20 protein-coding genes and 1 tRNA gene are annotated in these 25,556 nt (G+C 68.9%); 11 read left to right on the forward strand and 10 right to left on the reverse strand.

What is annotated here, in order from left to right; translation table 11 throughout:
• Window positions 1–51: 51 nt before the first annotated feature.
• Window positions 52–1,143, reverse strand: coding sequence for a serine hydrolase (locus FV233_RS13175; protein WP_246689974.1), 1,092 nt, complete (start codon window positions 1,141–1,143; stop codon window positions 52–54).
• Window positions 1,144–1,476: 333 nt separating this feature from the next.
• Here FV233_RS13175 and FV233_RS13180 point away from each other — a divergent pair, with 333 nt between their 5' ends.
• Window positions 1,477–1,707 carry a hypothetical protein gene (locus FV233_RS13180; protein ID WP_147855349.1) on the forward strand — a complete coding sequence of 77 codons (231 nt, stop codon included), beginning with the start codon at window positions 1,477–1,479 and terminating at the stop codon, window positions 1,705–1,707.
• A 19-nt stretch (window positions 1,708–1,726) separates the two neighbouring features.
• Here the strand turns inward: FV233_RS13180 and FV233_RS13185 are convergent, their stop codons facing one another.
• Window positions 1,727–3,898: an FUSC family protein gene (locus FV233_RS13185; protein WP_147897726.1), complete on the reverse strand. Its 2,172-nt coding sequence runs from the start codon at window positions 3,896–3,898 to the stop codon at window positions 1,727–1,729.
• Window positions 3,899–4,110: 212 nt separating this feature from the next.
• On the opposite strand from FV233_RS13185, the gene FV233_RS13190 reads away from it, so the two are divergent.
• Window positions 4,111–4,187 (forward strand) — tRNA-Arg (locus tag FV233_RS13190).
• 506 nt (window positions 4,188–4,693) lie between these two features.
• Here FV233_RS13190 and FV233_RS13195 read toward each other — a convergent pair.
• Together FV233_RS13195 and FV233_RS13200 are read right to left on the reverse strand one after the other, a co-directional pair.
• Window positions 4,694–4,873 carry a hypothetical protein gene (locus FV233_RS13195; RefSeq protein ID WP_147857837.1) on the reverse strand — a complete coding sequence of 60 codons (180 nt, stop codon included), beginning with the start codon at window positions 4,871–4,873 and terminating at the stop codon, window positions 4,694–4,696.
• Window positions 4,874–5,084: 211 nt separating this feature from the next.
• Window positions 5,085–6,188 carry an L-dopachrome tautomerase-related protein gene (locus tag FV233_RS13200; RefSeq protein WP_187278101.1) on the reverse strand — a complete coding sequence of 368 codons (1,104 nt, stop codon included), beginning with the start codon at window positions 6,186–6,188 and terminating at the stop codon, window positions 5,085–5,087.
• Between the two features lie 300 nt (window positions 6,189–6,488).
• On the opposite strand from FV233_RS13200, the gene FV233_RS13205 reads away from it, so the two are divergent.
• From FV233_RS13205 to FV233_RS13220, 5 genes are all read left to right on the forward strand, one after another.
• Window positions 6,489–6,734 (forward strand): DUF333 domain-containing protein, encoded by a 246-nt coding sequence (locus tag FV233_RS13205; RefSeq protein ID WP_147855155.1) that lies wholly within the window; start codon window positions 6,489–6,491, stop codon window positions 6,732–6,734.
• 58 nt (window positions 6,735–6,792) lie between these two features.
• Complete coding sequence (locus FV233_RS13210) at window positions 6,793–7,110, forward strand: hypothetical protein (RefSeq protein ID WP_147855154.1); 318 nt, start codon at window positions 6,793–6,795, stop codon at window positions 7,108–7,110.
• Between the two features lie 10 nt (window positions 7,111–7,120).
• A complete protein-coding gene (locus FV233_RS13215) occupies window positions 7,121–7,321 on the forward strand; it encodes a hypothetical protein (RefSeq protein WP_147855153.1) in 201 nt (66 codons plus the stop codon).
• A gap of 167 nt (window positions 7,322–7,488) precedes the next feature.
• Complete coding sequence (locus tag FV233_RS31615; protein WP_281406494.1) at window positions 7,489–7,611, forward strand: hypothetical protein; 123 nt, start codon at window positions 7,489–7,491, stop codon at window positions 7,609–7,611.
• Window positions 7,612–8,769: 1,158 nt separating this feature from the next.
• Window positions 8,770–9,081 carry a hypothetical protein gene (locus FV233_RS13220; protein ID WP_147855152.1) on the forward strand — a complete coding sequence of 104 codons (312 nt, stop codon included), beginning with the start codon at window positions 8,770–8,772 and terminating at the stop codon, window positions 9,079–9,081.
• 229 nt (window positions 9,082–9,310) lie between these two features.
• Here FV233_RS13220 and FV233_RS30310 read toward each other — a convergent pair whose 3' ends face one another.
• Window positions 9,311–9,460: a hypothetical protein gene (locus FV233_RS30310; RefSeq protein WP_187277741.1), complete on the reverse strand. Its 150-nt coding sequence runs from the start codon at window positions 9,458–9,460 to the stop codon at window positions 9,311–9,313.
• Between the two features lie 101 nt (window positions 9,461–9,561).
• On the opposite strand from FV233_RS30310, the gene FV233_RS13225 reads away from it, so the two are divergent.
• The gene (locus tag FV233_RS13225; RefSeq protein WP_147855151.1) at window positions 9,562–10,641 is read left to right on the forward strand and encodes a molybdopterin-dependent oxidoreductase; all 1,080 of its coding nucleotides are present in this window, start codon (window positions 9,562–9,564) and stop codon (window positions 10,639–10,641) included.
• Between the two features lie 166 nt (window positions 10,642–10,807).
• Here FV233_RS13225 and FV233_RS13230 read toward each other — a convergent pair whose 3' ends face one another.
• Window positions 10,808–11,317, reverse strand: coding sequence for a MucR family transcriptional regulator (locus FV233_RS13230; RefSeq protein WP_147855150.1), 510 nt, complete (start codon window positions 11,315–11,317; stop codon window positions 10,808–10,810).
• Between the two features lie 331 nt (window positions 11,318–11,648).
• Window positions 11,649–12,284: a peptidase inhibitor family I36 protein gene (locus FV233_RS13235; RefSeq protein ID WP_147855149.1), complete on the reverse strand. Its 636-nt coding sequence runs from the start codon at window positions 12,282–12,284 to the stop codon at window positions 11,649–11,651.
• A gap of 920 nt (window positions 12,285–13,204) precedes the next feature.
• On the opposite strand from FV233_RS13235, the gene FV233_RS31135 reads away from it, so the two are divergent.
• The gene (locus tag FV233_RS31135; RefSeq protein ID WP_246689975.1) at window positions 13,205–15,082 is read left to right on the forward strand and encodes a hypothetical protein; all 1,878 of its coding nucleotides are present in this window, start codon (window positions 13,205–13,207) and stop codon (window positions 15,080–15,082) included.
• A gap of 3,014 nt (window positions 15,083–18,096) precedes the next feature.
• A complete protein-coding gene (locus FV233_RS31140; protein WP_246689976.1) occupies window positions 18,097–18,972 on the forward strand; it encodes an autotransporter outer membrane beta-barrel domain-containing protein in 876 nt (291 codons plus the stop codon).
• Between the two features lie 117 nt (window positions 18,973–19,089).
• Here the strand turns inward: FV233_RS31140 and FV233_RS13245 are convergent, their stop codons facing one another.
• The 3 genes from FV233_RS13245 to FV233_RS13255 all read right to left on the reverse strand — a co-directional run bounded on the left by FV233_RS13245 (window position 19,090) and on the right by FV233_RS13255 (window position 24,575).
• Window positions 19,090–19,584: an HD domain-containing protein gene (locus tag FV233_RS13245; RefSeq protein ID WP_147897727.1), complete on the reverse strand. Its 495-nt coding sequence runs from the start codon at window positions 19,582–19,584 to the stop codon at window positions 19,090–19,092.
• Between the two features lie 118 nt (window positions 19,585–19,702).
• A complete protein-coding gene (locus FV233_RS13250) occupies window positions 19,703–22,978 on the reverse strand; it encodes a family 43 glycosylhydrolase (protein ID WP_147897728.1) in 3,276 nt (1,091 codons plus the stop codon).
• Between the two features lie 634 nt (window positions 22,979–23,612).
• Window positions 23,613–24,575 carry a helix-turn-helix domain-containing protein gene (locus FV233_RS13255; protein WP_147897731.1) on the reverse strand — a complete coding sequence of 321 codons (963 nt, stop codon included), beginning with the start codon at window positions 24,573–24,575 and terminating at the stop codon, window positions 23,613–23,615.
• A 114-nt stretch (window positions 24,576–24,689) separates the two neighbouring features.
• On the opposite strand from FV233_RS13255, the gene FV233_RS13260 reads away from it, so the two are divergent.
• A complete protein-coding gene (locus tag FV233_RS13260) occupies window positions 24,690–25,331 on the forward strand; it encodes an HD domain-containing protein (protein ID WP_147857562.1) in 642 nt (213 codons plus the stop codon).
• The last annotated feature ends 225 nt before the right edge of the window (window positions 25,332–25,556 follow it).

A 25,556-nucleotide genomic window follows, 5' to 3' on the forward strand; every position in this document is an offset into this window, starting at 1 on the left:
CTCCTAGGCGCGCGCGGCGCGTCAGGGTGTGGTGTCCTCCGACCGGAGTTATCATGGAGCCGCAGCCATCAGACGGCTCAACCGGTCAAGGAATTGGCTGGTTCGATCGCGGTGGGGACCGTCCCGCGTCACGATCAATTGCACCACGACGAGATGTTTGGCCGGTATGATCGCGAGTTTCTGCCCGCCGTAACCGGACGCCAACGCCGCACCGGGACCAAAGCGATCCTCGGGGAGGATCCACCAGAGGTAGCCGTAGCCCAGTGGGTCATGATCGGTGCCTGAATGAAGGCTCGTCGAATTCTCGACCCAAGACGCGGGGATGACTGGCCTATCCTTCCATCGGCCGCCGTCGAGGATGAGCTGGCCGAAACGTGCCAAGTCGCGGGCGGTGAGATCGAACCGGTATGCCGGGTGCCGGGATGTCGGCGCGCCGACGGAGCGCCCGTCCGAGGCGGAAAAGTCTTCCATTCCGATGGGGGCGGCGATGCGCTTGGCGAAGCCGTCGAAGATGGTCTCGCCTGCGGCCTGGCGATAGGTTGAGCCGAGGGCGTTGAAATCCCAGTTGTTGTAGTACCAGAACGCCCCTGGAGCGTGGCTGCCACGTGGGGGACGCTTGCGACGCATGTCGGCGGTTTCATACGCGGCCGCGTGATAGACGCCGGATCGCGACATCAGGAGATCCCGCACCGTCGCGCGTTTTTCGGCGACGGTCAGCGCCGGCTCGTCGTCGATGCCGAGTTCGGCGAGCGTCTGCGTCAGGCTGATCTTTCCGTCCGCGACAAGGCTTCCGTACAGGGCGCTCAGCAGACTTTTTCGAATGGACGCAACATTGACCTTGCGCGACGTGTCACCCCAAGCGCCGACGATGCTGCCGTCTTGAACGACCAGAAACGCCGTGACGGCCTCGTTGTGAAGGTCTGTGGCGAGCGTGCTCAGCGTATCGTTCCTCCATCCGGAGGTCTTCGGCTCCTTGAGCGTCCAAGTTTGTGCAGCCGCGCTATGCGAGGCCATCAAGGTTGCGAACAATCCGAGGAGGAACACAAATTTTTGGGCTAAGTACTTGATCATAATAAAAGTGCAAATTTTGCGCATGGTATTTATTTTGGACATGATGATCGATTTGTTCGATGTAGGGTCCATCAGGCATCGTAAAAAAGTCGCTCGTAATCTGAGATTATAGCAACAGGTTAACCGAGAGCCACCGATGCTTATGCATCGACCCACTGCTCGATTCCGGAAAGGGCGGGTCGATCAATCCAGCCGAAGCCCGGCATTCCCAACAAATCCGATCCCTCTCGTGCGCCAGCGCACGGCATCGGTCGAACCGGCGGCAGAGTATCTACGTTGAGAGGTCACATTCGGCCAAGCAAAGCCCGAGCGATGCAAGACCGCCGCACCGACGATCTTCCTCACCCGACACGGTTGACCGGATCACTTCCCGTCGCAGTCAGACGCAGACACGAGGAGATCGTCATGAATAGTCGCATGCTCGCCGCCGCCGCCCTGTTCGCCGCCGCGGCCACGCCGGCCCTGGCGCAGGGGCTGGACTCGAAGCATTCGCCCTACCCGGCCTCCGCCTATTCGGGCTGGGTCGGCAACGGGAACCTGATGCAGCAGGATCGGACCCCGTCCGCGCGGGCCTTCGCCTATCGCTACGCCGGCCCGCATGCCGGCGGCCCGGCCAACGCCCTGCCGCGGTACTGAGGCCGGGGGGCGCCGCCCGTCAGCGTACCGGGACGGCCCGCTCGTCCCGCGCGCCGACGCCGGCTTCCGGCCCCACGCCATCGATCGCCCGCAACTCGCCCGGCCGCAGGGTACCGCTCAGGAGATCGACCTGGCTCACGAGGCGGGCGAGCGATTGCCCCCGATCGAGGTCCGGCCGCTCGGGCAGCGGCCGGTCGTCGCCGAGCGCCGCCAGGGTGGCGGAGATCCAGGCCCGCCAGGCCCCCGCCTCGGGGGCGCCGGCCTCGGGCGCGTGGCGCAGCACCGACAGCCGGGCGCTGATCCGGCGCAGGGTCGCATCCGCCACCATGGCGGCCTCGACCTCCGGATGGCTGCCGGCCCGGGGTTGCTGCAGGGCCCGGGACAGGGCGGCCTCCAGATCGTTGAGGGCGAGGCCGGCCGTGCGGGCCCGGGCGAGCACGACGGTGTCGCGGGCCTCGCCGGGGAGGCTGAGCAGCACCGCCTCGGCGAAGCCGGCATGGGCCTTCAGCGCCCGCCGCAACTCCTGGCGGACTTGGTCCGGCTCCCAGATCGGCCAGAGCAGGAGGCAGCTCGCCACCGCGATCAGCCCGCCCAGCACCGTGAAGCCGGCGCGCATGCCGACGATCTCCCAAGAGCTGTGGCCGGGCTCCAGCAATTCGACCAGCAGCACCACCAGCGGGGTCAGGCAGGTGACGAAGAAGCCGTAGGAGATCTGGCGCGCCGCGAACCCGACGACGCTGAGCACGAGGATCAGCCCGGCTTCCACCAGCGGGGTTGTGGCGTAGTAGGCCAGCACCGCCCCCGCGAGGCCGCCGAGCACCGTGCCGCCGATCCGCTCCAGCGCCCGCTGCCAGGTCGCGGCGTAGAACGGCTGCATGGTCAGCACCACGGTCATCACCAGCCAGTGCGTGAACGCGCCGGCATAGGTCAGGGTCGCGGCCAGCGCCGGCGCCGCGACCGCGGTGGCCCGCAGGGCGTGCCGGAGGTTCGGCGAGGCCGGGGTGAAGTTCTGCCGCAGCGGCTCCCAATAGCGGGTCCAGCGGTCGAGGCTGCGGCCGTCCGTGAGGGTGCCGCCGGGCCGATAGCCCTCCGGGGTCGACAGCTTGGCGCCCATCCGGACGCGCCCGACGATCCGGTCTGCCAGCCGCGCCAGGGTCGGATCCTCCGACAGGTCCTCGGCCGCCCGGGCGATGGAGCGCTCCAGCCGGGCGAGATCGAGGCTGGCATCGTCGCGGATCGCCCGGGCGATGGTGACCAGGAGCGGGCGCAGGCGCCGGAGGAAGGTCTTGGCCAAGGCCCGGCGGCGGGCATCGGGGCGGCTGTCGATCAGCTCCGCCACGGCGATCAGCGCCGAGAAGATCTGCTCGGCGCTCTCCAGGCGCAGCAGCGCCTGGGCGGTGCGCTCGGAGACGCGCTCCCGGGAGCGGGCGAGGTCGAGGATCATGGTGCGGGCGGCCTCGATGCTCGCGCGCACGCCCCGCCGGTGGCCGCGTGCATGTCCGTCGAACGCGTCCGCGTCGGGATCGGGCAGGGCGACGAGCCGCTCGAGGTCGCTGCAGAGCCGCGCCAGGCCGTGCCAGACCTCGGCCACCGCCCGGTGCGCCGGCCGGTACGGGTGAAGGCGCCAGATTACCAGCGCGAGCAGCGTCGCCCAGAGCCCGCCGGCCGCGAACATCAGCGCCACGACCCCGGCCTGCTCCAGGGTGAGCGGCCGGTCGAGGGCGATGCACAGCACCACCACCAGCACGTTCCCGGCCGATTGCGCCTGCACGCTCCAGACCCGGACGTAGGAGCACGCGAAGATCAGTGCGCAGGCGACCGGCACCACCACGAGCAGCCCCAGCGGCTGCAGCAGGCCGAGCCCCGCCCAGAGCAGGCCGCCGAGCAGCGAGAACGCGGTCAGCACGCGCAGGCGCACCCGCATCGGCCCGCCATTGTCGCAGAAGCAGGCGAGGTTGGCGGCCAGCGCCATGGTGAGCAGCGGCGGCCACTGCACCCAGATGTTGATCAGGATCACGACGCCGAACGCGAAGGCCGCGCGCACGCCCTCGACAAGCCGGACGTTGCGCAGGTCCAGGCCGGTGGGCAGGCGCCGCAGATCCGCCCCGGGCCGGCCGAGGCTGCCCCGGCCGGCACTCCGGCGGCGCCGGGCGCGCCCGGGGGGCGATGCGGAGGGACTCGGGCGCGACAAGCTCGGACTCCTGTGCGGGCGCTGGGCCCCGGCATGAACCGCGCCCCGACCTGTCCGGATCCGCCCCGCGCCGCAACCCTGCCCTGCCGCGCCGGGGCGAGGGAACGCGCGCGCTGCCACGCCGACCGGCTCCCCCCTCGGGGCGTCCCGGACCGGCCGCAGACGCTTGACCCTCGGCCAAGCCCGTGGCTTCTGGAGCCGCTGGCACCTCAGACTCCGTAGCTCAGCTGGATAGAGCAGCCGCCTTCTAAGCGGCAGGTCGTTGGTTCGAGCCCAACCGGGGTCGCCAGGTGTTTTCTGGAGGCGGCTTCGCAAGGCGTCCGAGCCCGGCGCCGTCGGGTGTGTGTTGCCCCCTCGTGGCCGGCCCTGGCGTGCCCGAACGATTCGTCGGCCGCACCCTGGGTCAGCCTCCTGCATGCTGAGCCTCTCGGAGGGCCGGCCTGACGCGCATGTACCGTGCGGATTGAGGGCGAGGTCGCTCCGACAACTGCCATCGTCGCGTCGGCTCCCGGCATGGGCGCGACGGCGATCGTCGGATCACGGCGCCGGTCCGGCGCGCTGGTTGGGTGATGCACGTGAAGCGAGTCGACCTTTCGGCGGACTCGTGAGCAGGGGACCTGACCCTGCGCCGGGCTCACGGTCTCGGTTCGTCGACTGAGGCGGACGCGCCTTCGGTGCAGGCGTGCGCCTCGAACCCGGGCCGCCGACGCGGGCTGGGCCCCAGGACGATGCTGTCCCAGAGGCGCCGTCTGTCGCGTCGTCAGTCCCGCAGATGCGGACCGGGAAGCGCCTCCCTCAGATCGAGGCGGCGCGATGGATGCGGTGGTGTCGCGCGGCGCGCTGGCTGGCGCGCGCATTGTGCAGGCGTCGCATCCGGTCCTGATGAACCTCATCCTCGTACGATGGATCGACTGTCATCGCGGCGTGGATCGGCAGTGCGGGAAGCCTCTCGTGCTGTGGGTGTACGGTTTTCATGGCGATGTCCCTCGTCACTACTTACGCAATCGAGCTTAACCGTTCATTTGCGATTTGCAAGCGGGGCGCCAGAGCCCGTCACCATGGTATTGGCCATCGTGCACCCGGCCAGCCCCGCGCTGTCCGACGCCTGCCCGCCGCACGGCACGCGCCCGCCCAGCCTCGGCGCGCCGATGAGCGCCCACGCCCGAGCCCGGGGCTCGAACCTGGGTCAGTTCCGCAACGGCTTGGCGTCGATCTGCAGCCGATAGATCGTCGTCGGGAATTTCACCGCCGAGGCCTCGCCGCCGTTCATCGTCGGCGTGCGGTTCATCTGCGCGGCCGGAATCCACAGGCCGCCCTGCTCGTCGATCCACATCGCGTCGACCCAGACCAGGCGCGGATCCTCCACAAGCGTGCTCATGCGCCCATCCGGGGCGATCTTGAGGATCCGCAGCCCGTCCGTGTCGCTGGCGTAGATCGTCCCGTCCGCGTCGATCGCGGTCCCACCCGTCGCCACGGTGGCCGCGAACAGCTTGACGTGTTTGGCCCGCTCGGCGTCGCTCAGGCCGGCATCGTCCAGATAGCGGGTCTCGATGCTGTAGAGCGGGCCGGTGCAGGCCTGGTAGTAGAACGTCTTGCCGTCGGGGGAGACTTCGAGCTGATCGGCGTGGATGAACAGGAGCTTGCCTGTGTCGTCCCGCAAGGTGCGGCCCTGACCGGTCAGCGGCCGCTGCGCGATGGTGGACCAATGCCCGTCGAGCGCACGCCGCAAGGCGCCCGTATCGAGATCGAGCACGATCAGCCCGGGCTGGCCCGCATCCGTCAGGTAGACGTTGCGGCCGTTGAACCGGAAATCGTCGATGAAGCTCCGATCGGTGGTCGCCGCCTGCAGCGGGTAGACCCGGCGCACGGCGTTGGTGGCGAGGTCGATCTGCACGAGCTTGGGGCCGCCCGGGAGTGGCGCCTCGCCCATGCCGGGTGCGCCCTTGTCGACCACCCAGAGGTCGCCGTCTGGTCCGATGCGGATCGCGTTGACCGCCACGAAGGCCTTGGCCGGGTCGTCACCGGGCTTCCACGCATTCCAGGCCGCGTCGGGGAATGCGACGGGCTGACCGTCCCGCCATTCGCCGAGTTCGAGCCCCGTGCCCTTCGCCTGGCGCTGGAACGGCGAGAACGCTCGGCCGTCCTTCGACCGCGTGAAACCGTTGAAGACCAGGCTATCGGACTGGATCATCGGCTTGAGCGTGTCGGGGCCGAGTTGCGCGTCGGCGGCGCGGCCGGGCAAGGCCAGGCCTCCGACGATCAGGAGGGCGGCGATCGAGGGGCGGATCATGCGCAGTCGGGCCTGGTGTGCGGTTGCCGGGTCTCCTGCTGCAAGGCGCGAGGCGCCGACGGTGTTCCTCTCCGGTGGCCGGAAACGGCGGCTTTCCCGCTCGCGCCGGCCGGGCGGCCCTCTCATGACCACCTGCCCGGCCACGCGCTTATCCCGAGGCGTGCGGCCGTCTTCCCATCGGCGTTGATCCTCAGGGTTGCAGCGGGCACAGTGAACGTAGATCAACGGGGCTTGAGACCGTGATCGGAGGCGCTCCGTGAAGCGCCGCACCGTGGACCGGAAGGCGAAGGGCTACCCGACGTGATCGCTCAATCTCTGCTCGCCGCCGCAGGTGTCTGCCTGGTCGCGGGTACAAGCCAGGCTGGCAGCGCCAGCATCCGGGTCGCGCTGGCGAACCCCGCCTCCGTGAATTGCGCCACACAGGGCGGTACGCCGCAGATCCGGAACGGCGTCGGCGGCCAGATCGGATATTGCCGCTTCTCGGACGGCCGCATCTGCGAGGAATGGGCCCTGTTCCGGGACAACCTCTGCAAGCCGCCGGCATGAGGCCGACGTGCAATCGGGTCGGCGGCCCCTGGGCTCGTGACACAATGGGATCCCCGACGTGACCGGTTCCCACACTGAACCCGACAAGGTGGCCGAGGTCGCCAGGCTCGCGACGGCGATCGCCGACCGCATCCTCGAGCAGAACGCGGCCGGGACCCCGATCCCCCCCGAGCAGTTCACCATGCTCGTCAGGGCCGCCCGGATGCTTCTCGACAACGGGACGCCCTGGCCGCCGTCTGTCGAGCATGTGCTGCTGGAGGTGGCCAAGCGTGTCGCGCAGGCTGAACTCGCATCCGACCTCGGCTCGACCGCGTCGGAGGGCGATGACGTCGTGGCGCACCTGACGCAAGCTCTCGATGCGACGAAGCGGCGTTAGGGAGGCGACCATGCGTATGGGGCGATCCAAGCAGCGTCGGCCCGAGCGTTCGATCCAGTCCCTCTCCGATCCGAAGGTCGTGGTCCTGAGGCCCCGAAACCGTCGGCGTGGCGCCAACCTGGGGTCGGTGTCGGCCAGGAGATTTGCAGTCTCGGCCGTGACCCTCACCATCATCGTGCTGGCCGGCGGGTACCTGCTGCGCATGTGGTAACCGGAGCGTGGAGTGCGGCACCGCTGGCTCGGCAAGCCCCGCGTTGGCTGCGTAGCCAGGTCTATCTCGGCGCGTGAAAATATTCGCCGAACCGTTGCGTTTTCAATCCATGATAAAGCGTGCGCCCGACGCGGCTATAGCCTGCTCCGTGGATGGGGGTCCCAACCATGGCCGATGACCGCTCGGATCACCTCGACGATGCGAAAGACAGGTCTGTCATTCGCGTCATCGCCATGATGCTGGCGATCGAGATGGTGTTCCTGCTCGCGTCGCTCATGGTTCTGGATTGAGCAACGGCTTCACCGCCCACCTCGGGGAAGACGTTCGAGCGCGGGGCATCAAAAAGCCCGCACCGGCGAACCGGGCGGGCTGAAGATTGCTGAACCAGGACCATGGACCACAGCGAATGTGGGTGATCATGGTTAAAAAAGTCTTAACGCCAGATAATAGTGGTCTATTCGTGTAAATCGGGCAAAACGATCCACGCATTGCCGCGCCCATGATCTGATTCCCGCAAAGCGTCGCGTCCGAGAACGCGCGGCGGGCTCCGGGGGGGGGGGGCGCGCCGGTCAGAGCCGGTCCCGATAGCATGACAGCCGGGCTCGCCTCGCAGACAACGCGCTGACCGACGCCCAATCCGTATCGCTTCGGCGGCAAGCGCTCCAGCCATCCGCGTTGAGGCGCGGCAGCGGCTCCGCCTTTCGGCACCTGTGGTCACGTCGGGTGCCGCAGACGGGGTTGCTGGCGCGCCGGGGCATGGACCGCGCCAGAGCGCGTGACGCCGGATTGTGCACTGCGCGAGGCGACACAAGAGTCTCACATGCTCTGCGCCTGGCTATAAGCTTGGCCATATGATTTATCTGTGGTCGAGTATTATTAACCACAATCAATAATTGCCAATTGCTGTTCGAGAGGTCAGTGTTTTTATGTTGCGTAATTTGAGTATTGGCTATGGACTACGTAGGGATATGCTATTTTACTGAGGTCGGACGTTGCCTGTGCGCTCATGCGGCGGGCGGGGGCGGCAATTCCTTGGCTGCCGATCAGAATACCGGGTTGTCTGCCGGCGTACTCCGCTTGCTTCCTGCCGTCGCCCCGGTGACCGGTGCAAATCCGTCCTCCGCGTCACCACCGGGCGCCGGGGGAAGCAGGACGGCATCCTCCGCCCCATTGCTCCGCGGTTCCGGAGAGCCCGTCTTCGCGTTCAGTTCCCTGAGCGGGACGGGCGAAGGTTGGGGAGCCGGAGGCGCAACCGGCGGAGCGCCGTCGCCGGAGGTGAATGCGGGGCTCAGCTTGATCCTGGCCGCGGGGGCCGTCGCGTTCCTCCGCCGACGGCGCGCGAAGGCGTGAGGCGCCGGCGACGAATGCCCGCGTCGTGCGTTGACGGCATCATCCAGCCTTACCCATCATTTTGCCTCGCCCCTCATCGAGCCCTGCCGGAGTGTCCGATGCTCATTCGATCCGCATTGCTTTTCGTGGCCCTGACGTCGGGCGCCCACGCCGCGGCGTTCGATGACGTGAAGGGGTATCTGGCGTCCTGCCTCCGGTTCGAGATGAACGGGGCCGAGGCGCGACGCGGCGCGAACCCGGCCTCCAAAGTCCGCCATGCGCTGGAGCGGTGCGGTCCGGAGTTCGATCGCGTTGAACGGGCGGACGGGCGGCGCCTACGCAGCGATGGCGGGATCAGCCCCTCGACCAAGGAGGTCATCCAGAGCGTCGTGGGCCGAAACGGAGGCGGCTTCTCCAACGTCCGGTACTGACTCCGGTCGGTTCCACGGTGGCCAGGCGTTCGATCCGGCCACCGAAGATCCGGCGTCGCGCCCGCTCACTGTCGCCGCTGCGTGTCCGCGCGCGCCTCGTCGAACGCCTCGTGCGCCGTGTCGCGCGCGCCCTGCTTTGTCTCGGCGGGATCGGTCTCGGGGCGGTTCGGGTCGATCATGGTCGCGACGCTCGTCGTATCGGCCTTCGGACGGGGATGGGTGGCCGAGATCAGGTCGGCTGTACCTCGGTGTCCTCCACCTCGGGGTCGTCCTCTTCCGGCACGGTGGGCTTGGGCGGCTCGATCTCGTCGAGGCGGGACGGATCCTCGATCAACGCGCCCGGATCCTCGCCGGGCATCGGGGTGTCAGCCTGAATCATGGTGCGCGTCTCCGTTCTGGTAGCGCTACGTTCCATGAGCCCGGGCGTTCCCATCCGGTGCCGCCGCGCGTTCCCACTTCGTATCGAGGGGCACAACCTGCATGTCGACGTTAGCCGAGCGAAAGGCGCGCCTGATCGTCCACGGGGATGCGCCCTACAACGCGGAGCCACCGCTGGCCCGGCTGCGCGCCGCCTACCGTACGCCGGCAGAGGCGTTCTACGTGCGCTGCCACGGAGATCTGCCGGCGATCGTCGCGGACGAGGCCCGCCTCGCCGTCGATGGTGCGGTCTCGACGCCGCTCGAGATGTCGCTGCACGACGTGCAATCGAACTTCCCGCACGTCGTCGTCACCGCGACGATGCAATGCGCGGGCAATCGCCGGGCCGACATGCGAGCGGTCGCGCCGGTTTCCGGTGATCCGTGGGAAGGCGGCGCCATCGGCACGGCCGACTGGACCGGAATCCGATTGGGGGATGTGCTGCGCGCGGCCGGAATCCGAGAGGGCGCGGGCCTGCATGTCGCGTTCGAGAGCCACGACACGGTCGAGGGGCATCCCTACGGCGTCTCCATCCCGCTCGCGAAGGCGCTGGCGCCGGAAACCCTGCTGGCCTTCGCCATGAATGGCGAGACGCTGCTGCCGGAACACGGTTTTCCGCTGCGGGCCGTGGTGCCGGGGTACGCCGGGGTGCGGAGCCCGAAATGGCTGAAGCGCATCACGGTGCAGGACCATCCCTCCGACAACCCGATCCAGGCGAACGACTACAAGCTCTTCCCGCCCGATGTGACCGCGGAGACGGCCGACCCAGCGAAGGGCCACACCATCAACACGATGCCGCTGAACGCGGCGATCTGCGAGCCGATGCGCGGCGCCGCATTGAGCGCCGGAACGACCAGGATCCGCGGCTACGCGGTGTCGGGTGACCGCGCTGTGGTGCGTGTCGACGTCTCCGGCGATGGGGGGCGATCCTGGGTTCAGGCCTCGCTCGAGCAGGACGCCGCTGCGCCCTTCGCTTGGACGTTCTGGACGGTCGACCTCGACCTGCCCTCCGGCGAGCGCGTGTTGGTGGTGCGGGCGTGGGACGAGGCCGGCCAGACACAGCCCGCCGACCCCGACGTGACCCGGAACTGCAAGGGCTATCTCAGCACGGCATGGCACCGCGTGCCGGTGAGCGTCGCCTGACGGCTGCCTGGCCGAGCGGGCGTTCCGGGCGGACGCGCCGGCCGCGCGTGAACGGGGGAGACACGGCGGCCGGCGCGCTCGCGAGCGGGAGCCCGGTCAGGCTCGACCGCCGCGATCGGGAGGATATGGGGATGGCCGGAGGGAACGGGCAGATCCCCGTTCGGCCTCAGGCCTCCTGGGTCTTGCGCGGCCGCCCGACACGCTTGGGCGTCTCCGAGACGGTCGCTGCGGGGTCCGCGGCTTTCGGGGCAGCCTTCTTGCGCTGCTGGCCGAGACCGAGGCTCCTGGCGAGAGCCGAGCGCTGTTCGGAGTAGCTCGCGGCCGTCGAGGGGTAGTCGCGCGGCAGGCCGTAGCGCTCCCGGTACTGCTCGATCGTCATCCCGTTGCCGTTCAGATGCCGCTTCAGCGTCTTGTACGGCTTGCCGTCGACGAAGCTGATCAGCGCATCGGGGGTGATCGACTTCCGGATCTGCGATGGGGTGGGCCTGTCGGCCGCCGGCGCCTCGGGGGCGCTGCTGTTGCCAAGCCCCGCGAGCGCAGCGTGCGTGTTGGCGATCAAGCTGGCAATCTCGCCCGGCTGCAGGTGGTTGTTCGAGACGTAGGCGGAAACGAGACCCGCCGTCAGTTCGATGTAGTCGGGAGCCCCACGCTCGATCGTTTCGACGGTTTCGTCCACGGTGTGCACCTATGCTTTAAGAATCGGCACAATGTGCTGTCGAACGTCACAAGGCAATGCGATAACGATTGTGCTGATTGTTTCTACAAGCATTCGCGGTGGATACGCTGTAGGGCTCCGAAATCGGTGCCCCCCCGCTCTCGTCGCCGCGCATGACGGTGAAACCGGGAGCCGGTTCGCGGGGATCGGAAGGCGGCGCGCTGCGGGGCCCGTGCGCCGCGCGGCATCCCAAGCCCCATTCCCGCTCAAGCTGCCATCGGGAACGGTTCGAAGTCCTCGATGTCATGCGCTCGTTGACGCCGAACCGGTACCCACGTCGGCGGCGAGCGCTCTAACCAGCGCGACGCGCGCAACGGACGTAGGTCGAGGTGCCCATGGCGCTCGTCCAGGTCAGGCGGCCGCCATTCACCGCGATGCGGACCTGCGAGGACCAGCGGCGGTCGCGGTCGCCGCAATCGGCCGCCATGGCCCAGGCGTTGCCGGTTCGATGGGCGCCGCGAAAGCTGCAGATGGTGTCGCCGGCCTTGGCGCGATCGGGCGTGAACGTCGCCGGGACGTAGCCCTTGCGGCGCGCGGGGGCGCTGCAGGCATCCGGAGTGGGCCCCCAGGTCCCGACATAGTCAAACCCGGCCGTGGCCGAACGGGTCGTCGCCGGCGGCACGACGGGTTGCGTTACGACGATCGGCGATGCGGGGGCCGTCACGGTATCGGGGGCCGCAACGGCCCCGGCCGGCTCGGGTGCCGCAAGCGACATCGCCTGCCGGGACAGGTCGTCGGGCTGATCGATGAGCGGCTCCCCGACGGACTGGACCGAAGACGTCTGGAAGGGCAGATCCTCGTCGAGATAGGCGCCGCAATAGGCGAACAGCCCGGCCCAACCGAGAACGAGCAGGACGTGGAGCGCCGTACTCCGTCGGCTCTCGGCGCTGGGACCGGCGAGCGGTCCCGCCACGATGATCGCCCCCATGTCCCCCTCCCGCTCAGCTCTTCCCCAGTTTGCCTATGCCTCGGGGCGACATCTGCTCATCTTCGGGAGACGCGATATCGCGCCCTGGATAGGCATGTATTCGGTGTCGAGGTCGACGGCATTTCATTAACATTGAGTAAATCGTTAACATTGCGTTAATGTGCCAATATTGATTGGCGGACGCATCGTTCGTCACCTCGTCCGGAGCGGTGGGCGGCCCCGGCCGACAGCAATCGGGCGCCCCGCATCAATGCGGCGCGGCGGGCATGAGCCCGGCTTCCGGGACACGGGCTGTGCCACGGTCGTCGCGCTCGGGGCGGTGCATCGTTCGCGGGTGGGCCTCGGGGCCTCGCCGTCCGACCGCCGACGCGCGGGCCGATTCGGCGCAACATAGCGTTGGCCGGATCGGAATGTGCCTGCCGCTGTGGATCCCACCCTCATGCGGATGTCATGGCGCCGCGGAGGTCTCTCCCCGACCGCGCCCCGGTCCCGGGTCGAACGGCTCCCGGAGGAAGAGGCCACGGATGGCACGGCACCGTCGATGACGACCACGCGCGGTACGAATGCTGCCAATTCCAGGGCTGATGCTGCAGGACGACACGAAGAATATCAATTCCGTGCCTGAGTGCGTCGGGGCTTATGTTTTGAATGTGCAAATTTCGTAATAAATCATGATCCGACACGAAGATATAACTCGGTTCATGTACTTATATTAAAATGTATTTGAGTTACGAGAATTCGAGGCATGTTCGATCGGCGCGTTCCTTGTCATAAGGGTTTCATTAACCATCCTGATGAGACATCGACATCGCGTCGACGCGTGACCGACGCATGGCGATCCGGTCCGCCGAAGACCCTGACCGTCCCGCTGAGGGCTGCGCGTGTTTGCAGGGCCGTGCGGGCAAAGAGACTCGTTCCTGATGCCGTCCTTCCAAGGCCAGTCAATCATCCCGACCTGCGATCGCAAGATCCGCAACGGGGGCCGGCTTCCGGTCACGGCCGTCACCGCCGTAGCACTGCTCTTGGGCTCCCCCGCGCCGGCCGCCGAGCGCCCCCAGCCGACGGTGACGAGCGGCCCTGACGGCCGAAACGGGCAAGCCAACGCCATCTTCTCGAATGTCGCCGCGACGCCCGGCCGAGACGGCGGCGACGTGACCCTGATCGATGTCGATCCCACGGCCGCCGGGCGCGATGCCGCCGCGACGATCCAGGTCGGCTCGGTGGGCGGAAACGGCGGCCGGGGCGACACGCGCGCTTGGGCGTCCGTCCCCGGCGCCGATGGCGGGCGCGGCGGGGCCGTCGCGGTGACGCTGTCGGACGAAGTCGTCGGGCGGGGCGATCAGATCACCGACGCTGCGCGGCCGGTTTTCAAGCCGATCCCCCGGTTCTGGGTCTTCTCCCGGGGCGGGAATGGCGGCGACGCCCAGAAGGATGTCGGCGGCGGCGGCGCTGCCGGCTCGGTCAGCCTGACCCTGTCGTCCACGGTCTCGACCGAGGGACAGGCCTTCCTGGGCGTCCGGGTGAGCGCGGTCGGCGGCAAGGCCGGCTACGGCGGCACCGACGCGGACCAGACCGCGTCCCGGCAGGGCGGCGCCGGCGGTCCGGCCTCGCTCACGGTGACGCGCTCCGGCCAGGTGATCACCGACGGCGTCGGGGCGACCGCGGTGATCGTCGAGTCCCTCGGCGGCGCCGGCTCCATCCGCGGATCCGGGACCGCCTACAGCAACCCGTACGTGACGCAGGGTGGCGCGGGCGGCACCGCGCGCCTCGACATGTCCGGGACGATCAGGACCTCCGGCGACTACGCCCTCGGCGCCCTGGTCCAGAGCATCGGCGGCAACGGCGGCAACCAGCCGGATGCCGGCGGACGGCCGGGTGCCCGGGGCGGCGACGGCGGCACCGTCACGGTGACCCAGCGCGGCACGATCGTCACGGAGGGCGACTACGCCCTCGGCCTCGTGGCGCAGTCGGTCGGCGGGCCGGGCGGCGCGGGCGGCGGCGGCGTCTTCGGCGGCGGCACCGGTGGCGCCGCCGCCCCGGGCGGGACGGTGACCCTGACCAACAGCGGCACGGTGACGACCTCCGGCGCTGGGGCGACCGGCCTCGTCGCGCAGAGCATCGGCGGCGGCAGCGCCCTCTCGGCCCTGCCGCTCTCGGCCCTCGCGGTCGCATCCACGACCACTGGCGGCGGGGCCGGGGGCACGGCGCTCTGGTTCTCCAGCGGCGGCGCGGGCGGTACGGGCGGCGCCGGCGGCACCGCCGAGATCGTCAACGCGGGCGGCCGGATCACGACCGAGGGCGAATCCGCCTTCGGGGCGCTCGCGCAGAGCATCGGCGGCAGCGGCGGCACCGGAGGGCGTGCGGTCACCGCGGGCGCTTTCTTCTCCGTCGGCCTGGGTGGCGGCGGCGGTGGTGGCGGCGATGGCGGTCTGGCCCGCTTCACCGGCCGGGCCGGCGCGATCGAGACGAGCGGAGCGGGATCGACGGCCGTGCTGGTGCAGAGCGTCGGCGGCGGCGGCGGTGTGGGCGGCGACGTCAGAAGCACCGCGGTCGGGGTCGTGCTCTCGGCCGCCTCCGCGGACGCCTCCGGCGGTCCGTCTTCGTGTCGGGGGGCGTCGTGGGGTTTGCGTGCGGCGGCGGGGTCGGCGGCGCGGTCACGGTCACGCAGGCCGGCAGCGTCACCACCGGGGGCGCCTCCGCGACCGGCATCCTGGCGCAGAGCATCGGCGGCGGCGGCGGTAACGGCGGCGCTGCCTCGACGCTGGCGGCCCCCGGCTTCTCCTTCGACAAGACCCTGAACGGCCTCCTCGGAAAGCTCCCGATCGCCGATGCCCTCACGGTGACGGAGACGATCGGCGGCGTCGGAGGGATCGGCAATCGCGGCGGCTTGGTCACGGTGACGAACCAGGGCGCGATCACGACCGGCGGGTCGAACGCCTACGGCATCGAGGCTCAGAGCGTCGGCGGGGGCGGCGGCAATGGCGGCACCGTGTCCGGATCGGCCCAGGGCAAGCTCGCCGTCAGCCTGACGCTCGGCGGAAAGGGCGGCGTCGGCGGCAGCGGCGGCGACGTGGCCGTCACCAACGCCGCCACCGGCGCGATCGCGACCTGGGGCGACGGTTCCCACGGGATCCTCGCGCAGAGCATCGGCGGTGGCGGCGGCACGGGCGGCAGCATCGCGGCACGCGAGGATTCCGATCCCGACACCGTGGGCACGCTCTGGAAGCAGATCAAGCAGACGATCGGTGTCACCGCCTACGAGACATGGGCGAAGGACAAGAGCAACAAGGAAAACAAGCAGGCGCTCGATCAATTCCTGAAGGACATCAAGACCAGCGATACGTACAAGGACCTCGCCGACACGCTCAAGAACTCGGATTTCGGCAAGGCGCTCAAGTCCTACAGCGGCAGCGTCTCGCGCTACCTGGACGCGCAGAAGAAGGGCGCCGCCAAGCTGCCCGATGTCTCGGCCACCCTGGCGCTGGGCGGCGACGGCGCGCAGGGCGGCAGCGGCGCTGCCGTCTCGGTCGAGAATGCCGGCACCATCCGGACGATGGGCATCGGTTCGCACGGCATCGTCGCCCAGAGCATCGGCGGGGGCGGCGGCCAGGGCGGCCTCGCCTTCGCGGAGGCGACCAACCAGACCAACGTCTCGGCGACGCTCGGCGGCACCGGCGGCAGCGGCAACACCGGCGGCACGGTCAAGATCGTGAATACCGGCCTCGTCGCCACCGCGGAGGAGGCCGCCTACGGCCTCTACGCGCAGAGCATCGGCGGCGGTGGCGGCAACGGCGTCGCCGCGACCATCGCCAACAGCAGCGCGAACAAGGGCCTGACCCTCAACCTGACCGTGGGCGGCTCCGGGGGGACCGGGGCGCATGGCGGATCGGTTCGGGTCGAGAATAGCGGCGCGGTGACCACCACGGGGACCGAGGCGCATGCGGTGGTCGCCCAGAGCATCGGCGGCGGCGGCGGGAGCTTTTCCGCGCCCTCCGCCGCGACGGCCGACGACGACACGCCTGCCGCGGAGAACGGGACGACAGCTTCCGGGAAGGGGGAATCCAAGACCGACGCCAAGACCGACGCCAAGACCGAGGCCAAAAGCAATTCCACGAGCGACGCGCAGGCCCTGGCGGACGCCCTGCTGGCCGCGCTCGACATCGCGCGGATCGCGCCTCCGGAGGATCCGGCCGGCGTGTCGGAGAAATCCGGCAGCCTGACGCTCGGCGGTTCCGGACGAACGGCGGGCCAAGGCGGCGCCGTGACGGTGGTCCAGGCCGGCTCGATCGCCACGACGGGCTTCGGGGCCGTGGGCATCCTGGCCCAGAGCATCGGCGGCGGCGGCGGCCTCGCCTCGGTCGCGGCCGGCCCGGGGGGGCACCGATACGCGTTCGGGATCGGCGGCGCCGGCGGCGCGTCGGGGAATGGCGGCCCGGTCACGGTGAGCCTCACAGCGGGCGCGCAGGTCTCCACCACCGGCGACGCGGCACCGGCCCTGCTGCTGCAGTCGATCGGCGGCGGTGGCGGCTATGGCGGCGCGCATCAGGTGATGGGCTACGCGGTCCCCTACGCATTGCGAGACGGCGCCAGCGGCGATGGCGGGACCATCCGGGTGACGCTGGAGGACGGCGCCGCGATCCGCACGACGGGCGCCCAATCCCACGGCATCCTGGCCCAGAGCCTGGGCGGCGGCGGCGGCCTGCTCCTCGATCTCAACGGCCCGGTCACTGCGGCGTCGCCGGGCCAGAGCCGCCTCAACGCCAGCGGCAAGGGCGGCGACATCGCCATCGCGTCGTCCGGGTCGATCATCGCGTCGGGCCGGGATGCCTACGCTATCTTCGCCCAGTCCGGCGTCCAGCGCACCGACGGCAGCCTGGAGCCCGACCGGGAGCGGGGCGGCCGGATCGATATCCGGGTGAACGGCCTCGTCACCGGCGGCAGCGGGAGCGGGGCGGCGCTCCGCGTCGATGGCGGGCGCTACACCACGATCGACATCGATCAGCGCGCCGTGGTCAGCGCGGCCTCGGGCCGGGCCATCGTCGGCGCCGTCACCGCCGGCGAGATCAACAATTACGGCACCGTGATCGGCGACGTGGACCTGGCCGCCGGCCAGGCGGGAAGCGTCACCTTCGTGAACGGTGGCTTCCACAACACGAGTGCGACCTCGGCGATCCTGCGCACCGGCCCCGAAGGGGTGATCGCGCTGGGTCCGAACGGCCGCCTTCACAACAGCGCCGTCCTCGACATCGGCGGCGTCGGCACCGTCGCCCGGGCGACCGTGACCGGAAGCTTCGAGCAGAGCGCGTACGGGCGCCTGCTGGTCGACGTCGCGCCCCTGGCGCCGGAGGGCGCCCTGCGCGCCGATCTCCTCACCGTCACCGGCACCGCATCCCTCAAGGGCGTGGTCGAGCCGCACCTGATCGATGGGCTCCTGCCCGGCCGGTACACCTTCCTCAGGGCCGCCCAGGTGTTGGAGAACAGCGCCGTCGCCACCGGCGGCAGCATCCATTCCGGCGCGGTCCCGATCTCCTGGTCGATCGTCGCGTCGGGCGACAGCCTCGCCCTGGTCCCGAGGGCCCGGTTCACGGACCCGGTGGGCGTGACGCTCACCACGGACCAGCGCAGCGTCGCGCAGGGCCTGCAGGACGCCTGGGACGGCAACACCACCAAGCTGGGAACCCTCTACGGGCGCTTCCTCTCGGTCGACAGCCAGAAGGCCTACGCGGCGGCCCTCGACGAGCTCAAGCCGGAATCCAACCAGGACAACCTGACCGACCGGACGCTCGACACCCGCAAGGGCCTCCAGCGGGCCATGAGCTGCCCGGCCTTCACCGGCACCGGCACGCTCCTGCGCGAGGGCGAGTGCGTCTGGGGCCGGATCACCAGCGCCCACACGACCCAGTCCGCGACGGCCGACGACGTCGGCTACCACCAGACCGCCCTCAGCTACCAGAGCGGTCTCCAGACCGAGTTCGCCCCGGACTGGTTCTTCGGCCTCACCGGCGCCTATACCCGCGCCCTCCAGAGCGACCCCGACCGGATCACCGGGACGACCAGCGATGCCGGCGACGTCTCTGCGGCGCTCAAGCACCAGATCGGCCCCTGGCTCCTCGCGGCCTCGGCCAATCTCGGTTATGCCTGGGCCGACAACAAGCGCTTGATCGACTTCGGCGGCATGACCGCGACGGCGCGCAGCAAGTCCGGCATCCTCACCGCGGGCGGGCGGCTGCGGGCGAGCTACCAGGTCCTGTTCGGGGACTGGTACCTCAAGCCCTACGCGGATCTCGACCTGCTCTACAGCTATAGCCCGGCCTATTCCGAGACCGGCGCCCCGGGCTTCAACCTCGACATGCGCCCGGTGGCCAAGACGCTGGTGGCGTTCAGCCCGATGCTGGAGATCGGCGGCCGGATCGACCTCGACGAAGGCCGCTGGATCCGGCCCTTCGGCACGCTGGGCGTGACGCTCCTGTCGGACGACCACTTCACCGGCAAGGCGAGCTTCCAGGGGACCGGCGCGCTCGGGCTGTTCGCCACGGAATCGTCGATTCCCGACCGCCTCGGCGAAATGGGCCTGGGCTTCCAGATCAGCCTGGGCGGCGGCATCGAGGTGACCGGCGAGTATCAGGGCCAGGTCGGCGACCACTTCCTCTCGCATGCGGGGACCGCCCGGATGCAGCTGCGCTTCTGAGGGCCGGGCCCGGCAACGCAGCGGGGGCCGATCAGGGGCCGCCACCCTGGCGGTCCGTGCTCCTGGGGGAACACCTGTCGTCCAGGCCGGCCGGGCCGGTCCTGCGCGTGCAGCGCCTTATCGCCCCGTGTACCCGAGCGCAGCCGCGGCCTCCTTCAGGCGCGCGAACGCCGTCGCGTAGCGCTCTCGCAGGAAGGTGGCATCCGGCAGGATCCGGGAGGGGCAGAGGTTGTCCTCGTTGTCGGACATCTTGATCAGGATCGCCGGAAGACTGCCCGCCGCGATCACCTGCGTGATCCGCTCGGAATACGCCGTCCGTTCCTTCGGTTTCGTGAGGATCCCCACGGCCTCGATCACCTCCGGGGTGAACCCGGCCGCCCGCAGGTCCGCGGTCGAGCGCGGCGTATCCTCGAGGACGTCGTGAAGCAGGGCGGCCTGCATCACCCCCATGGGGTCGATGTCGAGGCCGTCCACCAGCCGGGCATGACCGGCCCGGGCCAGCGCGGCGTTGGCGACCCGCTCCAGGTGCCGCATGTAGGGCTGACCCCCCTTGTCGATCTGGCCCGCGTGAGCCGTGAGCGCGAAGGTGTGGGCGTCGAAGATCGTCGGCACGCTATCTCCCCTCAACGGATGCACCGGCACGCGCGCAGGATAGCGCATATCGCGCGCGCGCAACCGGCCCGTCGGTGGGGAACGACCCGAGCGGCGGTGGCGTTCGGGCCGTTGCGTGTCAGAGTTGGCCGCCGAAGCTGAGCAGGCCTCCGACCGCCGTGGTGCCGAGTGCCGTCGTCCGCACGGAGGCGGTCGCCGACACGGTGAGGCTGTTGCCGAGGCCGAACGCCAGGCCGGTACGCGCCTCGCCTCGGGTGCGGGTCAGGTCGGCCTTGTAGCCGAAGTCGCCGATGTAGTCGGCATGGGCCGTGAACCGCATCGTCGGCTTGCGGACAGCCTGCTCGATCTCGACCCCCGAGATCCAGCTGAGGCCCGTCGTCAGCGGCACCGAAACATCCGCGCCGAGAAAGGCGAGCGTGCTGCGGTAGACGATCCCGTCGTACTGTACGGGAAAGCTGACATTGGCTTCCGTGTAGCCTTGACGGGTGACGCGGCTGGTCCTGACCCCGCCATGCCAACCCAGCACCAGATCCCCGAAGACCGGGAGGGACTGCCCGATCTCGAGCGTTCCGGCGAGGCCGCCGATCCGGGCGTTGCCGGTGCCGGCCTCCGTGGCGGTGGTTTGCAGGCGGCGGACATCGGCGTGGTACTGGCTGGCCGCCAACGCGGTGCGCATGTACCACGCACCCCCCGCGTAGGGTTGGCTCCAGTTGAGGAAGGCCCCCGCGCCGACAGCGTTGCGGTTGTCGTTGAACGCCGGCGATGGCAGGGCCCGGTAGGGCGCGTAGCTGAGATGGCCGCCGACCGTGAGATTGTCGGTCAGGCCATAGCTCAGGGGCAGCGTCGAGAGCGTATCGGTGCTGCTGCCGTCGGAGACGATCCCCGCGCTGGCCGACCAGCAGAGACTCCCGCGGCTGCAGGACCAGGTCTGCTGCAGATAGGCGAGCGACTGGCGCTGGATCTCCAGAACCGAGAACGTGTCGTATCGCAGCCGGGCGACCGACCGGCGCGTGTTCGTCACATCGACGAGTTGGGTCCGAACGTCCGTGGACGGCGCGGGGGTGGTCGAGGTCTGGGCGGGAGCCGGAACCTGTGCCGGGGTGGTTGAGACCGTCGGAGCCGGTTCCGGGGCCGGTGCCGCGGGCTGCCCCTGCACCGACGCAGGCGTTGGGGCGGAGGCCTGCCCCGCCGCCGGGACGGAAACCTGGCCGGCTGTGCTGCTCTGGGTCTGGGTCCGGGCGGTCGAGGGCCCGCTGGCAGGCGTCGCCGGATAGGTGATCTTCCACAGGACGGCGTGGGGATCGCCCGAGTCGGACTCGGAATAACCCGCTGCCACCCGGCCGTCAGCTGAGAGGGCCTGGACCTCGGACACGCCGCCGCCATCGGACCTCAGGGTGCCGAGATCGCTCCTGCTGCGCCACCCGTCGCCGAACCAGACGACGCCGTGCGCGAACCCCGAACTGGTGCTCGCCATGCCGCCGGCGACCCGGCCGTCGGCGGACAGGGCCCGCACCCAGGACGAGCCGCTGTTGTCGGCCCGGAGCGTGCCGAGGTCGCGCTTCTCCGACCAGCGCGATCCGGACCAGAGCGCTGCATGGGTGTAGCCGGAATCCGTCGTGCTGCTGCCCGCCGCCACGGTGCCGTCGGCCGACAGCGCCCGCACCGTCGACGTGCCCCGGTTGTCGGATTTCAACGTGCCGAGATCGGTCTTGGTCGTCCAATTGGCGCCGGACCACAGGGTGGCGTGCGAATAGACGTCCACGCTCCGATCGGGGGCCGCATAGCCGCCGACCACGGACCCGTCCTTCGACAGTGCGTAGGCCCAGGACGTCCCGGAATTGTCGGACCGCAGGGTGCCGAGATCGGTCTTGGTCGTCCAGTTCCGCCCCGACCACAGCGCCGCATGGGTCGTCCCGGAATCGACGCTCGACTCGCCGGCCGCGACGCGCCCGTCATCGGACAGGGCGTAGACGCCGGACGTGCCCGACTGGTCCGATGTCAGGGTGCCCAGATCGGTCTTGGTCGCCCAGCGGTTTCCTGACCATACGATGGCGTGCAGCCTCTGGTCGGCGTTCTCGGCGATCCCCGCGATGACGCTGCCGTCCTTGGACACCGCGTAGGCCTTCGCGGCGCCGGTGTTGTCGCCCCTTAAGGTGCCGAGATCCTGCTTCTGCGACAGGTCGGCGCCCGACCAGGCCGCGGCACGCATGTTGGGACCCTGGCCGTCCGCATACGAATCCCCGACCGCGACGCTGCCGGTGGCGGAGAGTCCCCAGATCTCCGAAGCCCAGCCATTGTCGGTCTTGAGCGTGCCGAGATCCCGCTTGTCGCTGCTTCCGATCGTGGGGGCGGCCTGAACCTGCCTGTCCGTGCCGGTGGCGGGCGTCGCGTTCTCGACGGTGATCTTGGTATCGTTGTCGACTACGCGGTGGAGTTCGTCGGACGTCAGGGAGATGATACCGGCATGTCGCGGCGAGAGCTGGTTGACGTCGGAGCCCGAGACGGGCGTGAAGGTCTTGAAATCCGTCGTCTTGACCAGCTGAAATCCATTATTCATGTAATTGTCGTACATGACGATATAGCCGCTGCCATCGTTCAGGCGGTAAGCCTGCGGCCCTTCGACGGCATTGCTGGTCCTCTGCACCTCATCCTGCGAGGGCATGATATAGCCCCAGGTCAGATGGTCGGACACGGCATGCTTGATGACTCGGAGCCGGGCCGTGCTTCCCTGAGGCGACGACTCCGCCTTCATCAGCATATGATATTTGCCGTCTTGTTCGGTGATATCGTAGTCGATGTATCCGACGCCGTCCCGAGCATAGAACAGCTGTCTGGGTGTCTCAGTCAGCGCCGTAAAATCGCGGTTGGTGTGGGCGTAATAGGCCTTGTAGGGATCGTTTGATCCGACGGTCAGATAGACCATGTTCCGGTCGGTCAACGGATTGTAGGCGACCTGCGGGGCCCAGGCGGCGTGGAGGCCGGGGAACAAATTTGGATACTGCTTTTCGAAGTTGACGGTCGAGGATTTCCAATGAATGAGGTCCGGAGATTGCATCAGGACGATGCCCCGGTTGCTTCCCCAACCCTTCCAGCTCTGCATATCGGTTGCGGTCATGACGAAATTGCCGTCCTGCCCACGGTAGATGTAAGGGTCTCGAAGGCCGCCCATCTCGGTGTGACTTGCGTCAATGACGGAATTGCCATTGTTTAGCTTGTTAAAACGGCGGCCATCCAGGCTGTAGGAGAACTTCAACGTCTCCTCCCACGGGCGATTGCCCGTAAAATATGTCAATAAATATCCGTCGTACGGCGGATATTCTCCCGCTGCAAAGCTGCCGCTGGATGTAATTTGAAAGCATATCGCTGTAGCGGCGATTTTTATCGCGCGTTTCATTGTGTATCCCCCCTGTTTTATATTTTTGACCAGTTCTTATTATCCATGCCGCCTCCTGATCATCGCGCAGTTGCCTGACGCGCGACGGGATTGGGTTGCCCGAAAAACCGCCGGGTCAGATCACGGCGTCCGGCGATTTTCAGGCAAAACGGAAATATCATTGTCAATATTGATAGTATAGACCGCGCCGATTGCCAGAAAAATTCTAGCATATGTTCAAGAAGACAGACTAAAGCGACGCTTCACGAAGTGAGCCTATGACTGAAAGGCCGAGTCGGAGCATAAGACGCATTAAATTGCCGACGCAACAGCAAAAATGCAAGTTTATGCCAAACACCATAGATGAGATATAGATTTTGCAGCGTACATATATTCGGTCGGAAGACCAATGACCCACGCATCGCGGATTGATCTTCATCCTGATCGAAAAGATCAGATATTTTCGCCCGTCATGGCGAGTCCGCAAGCGCCGGGGCGAAGGCGACCCTCCTGTTGCCGGTTTGCGACAGGGCCTCGGTGCGGACTCCCGGCATGTCGGTACAGCCCCCCGCGGAGGGGGCGCGGGATCCGACGATGTTCGGCTGGCAGGCGTTGATGTCTGGCGATCGACGGCCGCTTCCGAATGACGGTCCGCTCACCCCGCGCCGTTCCGCCTGCGGAATTCGGCCGGCGTGATGCCGACGTGGCGCACGAAGGCGCGGCGCAGGGTGTCGGCGTTGGCGAACCCCGTCAGGGCGGCGACCTGCTTGGGCGGGAGGCTGTCCGCCTCCAGACAGCGCCGTGCCGCCGCGACGCGCGCCGCCTCGACCCAGTCGGCCGGCGTCACGCCGACCTCGTTCCGGAACAGGCGGGCGAAGTGCCGGGGGCTGAGGCCCGCCCGTCCGGCCAGCCGGGCCACGCTGTGATCCTCGGCGGGCGCGGCCGCGATCCAGCGCTGGATCTCCTGGAGGATTGCCCGGCCTGACGGCTCTGTCGCGCCGCTTCGGCTGAACTGCAACTGGCCCCCGGGGCGTTTGAAGAACATCACCAGTTGCGCCGCGACGCGCTTGGCAACGTCCCGCCCGAGATCCTCCTCGACGAGGGCGACGGCAAGGTCGAGGCCCGCGGTCACCCCGGCGGCGGTGCAGACCGGACCGTCGCGGACCTGGATCGCGTCGGGCTCGACCCGGATCGCGGGGTAGCGCCGGGCCAGGGCGTCGGCGGCCGCCCAATGCGTGGTGACCCGGCGTCCGTCCAGCAGCCCGGCTTCGGCGAGGGCGAAGGCCCCGGTGCAGACCGATCCGTAGCGCCGGGCCGCGGGCGCCGTGCGCCGCAGCCAGTCGAGGAAGGCGGCGGCCGGACGGCGATGCGGCGCGTCCGGCGATCCCGCCACCAGCAGCGTGTCGAGGGCGCCGGCGTCGGCCTCGAAGATGGTCCGGTCCCCGAGCAGTCGCGCGCCCGACGAGGTCCGGATGACGGCGGTGTCGATCGAGACGATCTCGGTGCGGTAGACACACCGCCCGGCTTGGACGTTCGCCTCCGCGAAGACGTCCAGCGGGCCGGAGACGTCGAGCATCTGCACGCCCGGTCCCGCGGCGATCGCCAGCCTCCGCTCCATGGTGCCCTCCCCGGCGTCCGTCGCACGCACGAATTGTCCGTCCGAGACGTGTTCCGTCAACTCCGGACGCGGCGCGCCGGGCTACCGTCTCGGGGTCAGCAAGGAGGGAAAGCCATGGCTCATCCAATCGACGGCGTCGCCATTCCCGACAGCACGCTTGCCCGGGCGGTGACCGAACTGGTCCGGGATACGGAATCGCCGCTGCTGTTCCACCATTCCAGCCGCGTCTATTACTTCGGCGCCCTGGCGGGGAAGCAGCGCGGCCTCAGCTACGATCCGGAGTTGCTCTATGTCGGGGCCATGTTCCACGACATGGGGCTGACGCCGCAGCACAGCAGCGCGCATGAACGCTTCGAGGTCGACGGTGCCAACGCGGCGCGGGATTTCCTGCGCCAGCACGGCATCGCGCAGGCCGACATCGACACGGTGTGGACCGCCATCGCGCTGCACACCACGCCGGGAATCCCGCAGCACATGCACCCGGTGGTCGCGCTGGTCACCGCCGGGGTCGAGATGGACGTGCTCGGCCTGACCTACGCCGCCTACAGCGACGCGGAGCGCTCGGCCGTGGTGCGGGCGCATCCGCGGACCCCGCATTTCAAGGAGGACATCATCCAGGCGTTCTACGAGGGGATCCGGCACAAGCCGGAGACGACCTTCGGCAACGTCAAGGCCGACGTCCTCGCCGACAAGGAGCCGCATTTCCACGCCGGCAACTTTTGTCGCGTGATCCGTGAGTCGCCCTGGCGCGGATGAGGGCATAGCCTACGGCGCGCCGTCCTGCAGAACGGCAGAACCCCGGGGGCCAGGGGCACCCGGGGTTCTGTACGACCTGAGCGGCCGGGCCGCCGTGACGGCTCCCGGCCGAGACAACTCCCGGCCCGGAGGCCGGGAGCGTCGCGGGTCCTAGTACGAGCCGAACTTGTAGTTCAGGCCGGCGCGGACGACGGCGAACTCGTCGTCGCGGCGGCCGATGGCGCT

This window comes from Methylobacterium sp. WL7, from assembly GCF_008040085.1.
Lineage (GTDB): Bacteria > Pseudomonadota > Alphaproteobacteria > Rhizobiales > Beijerinckiaceae > Methylobacterium > Methylobacterium mesophilicum.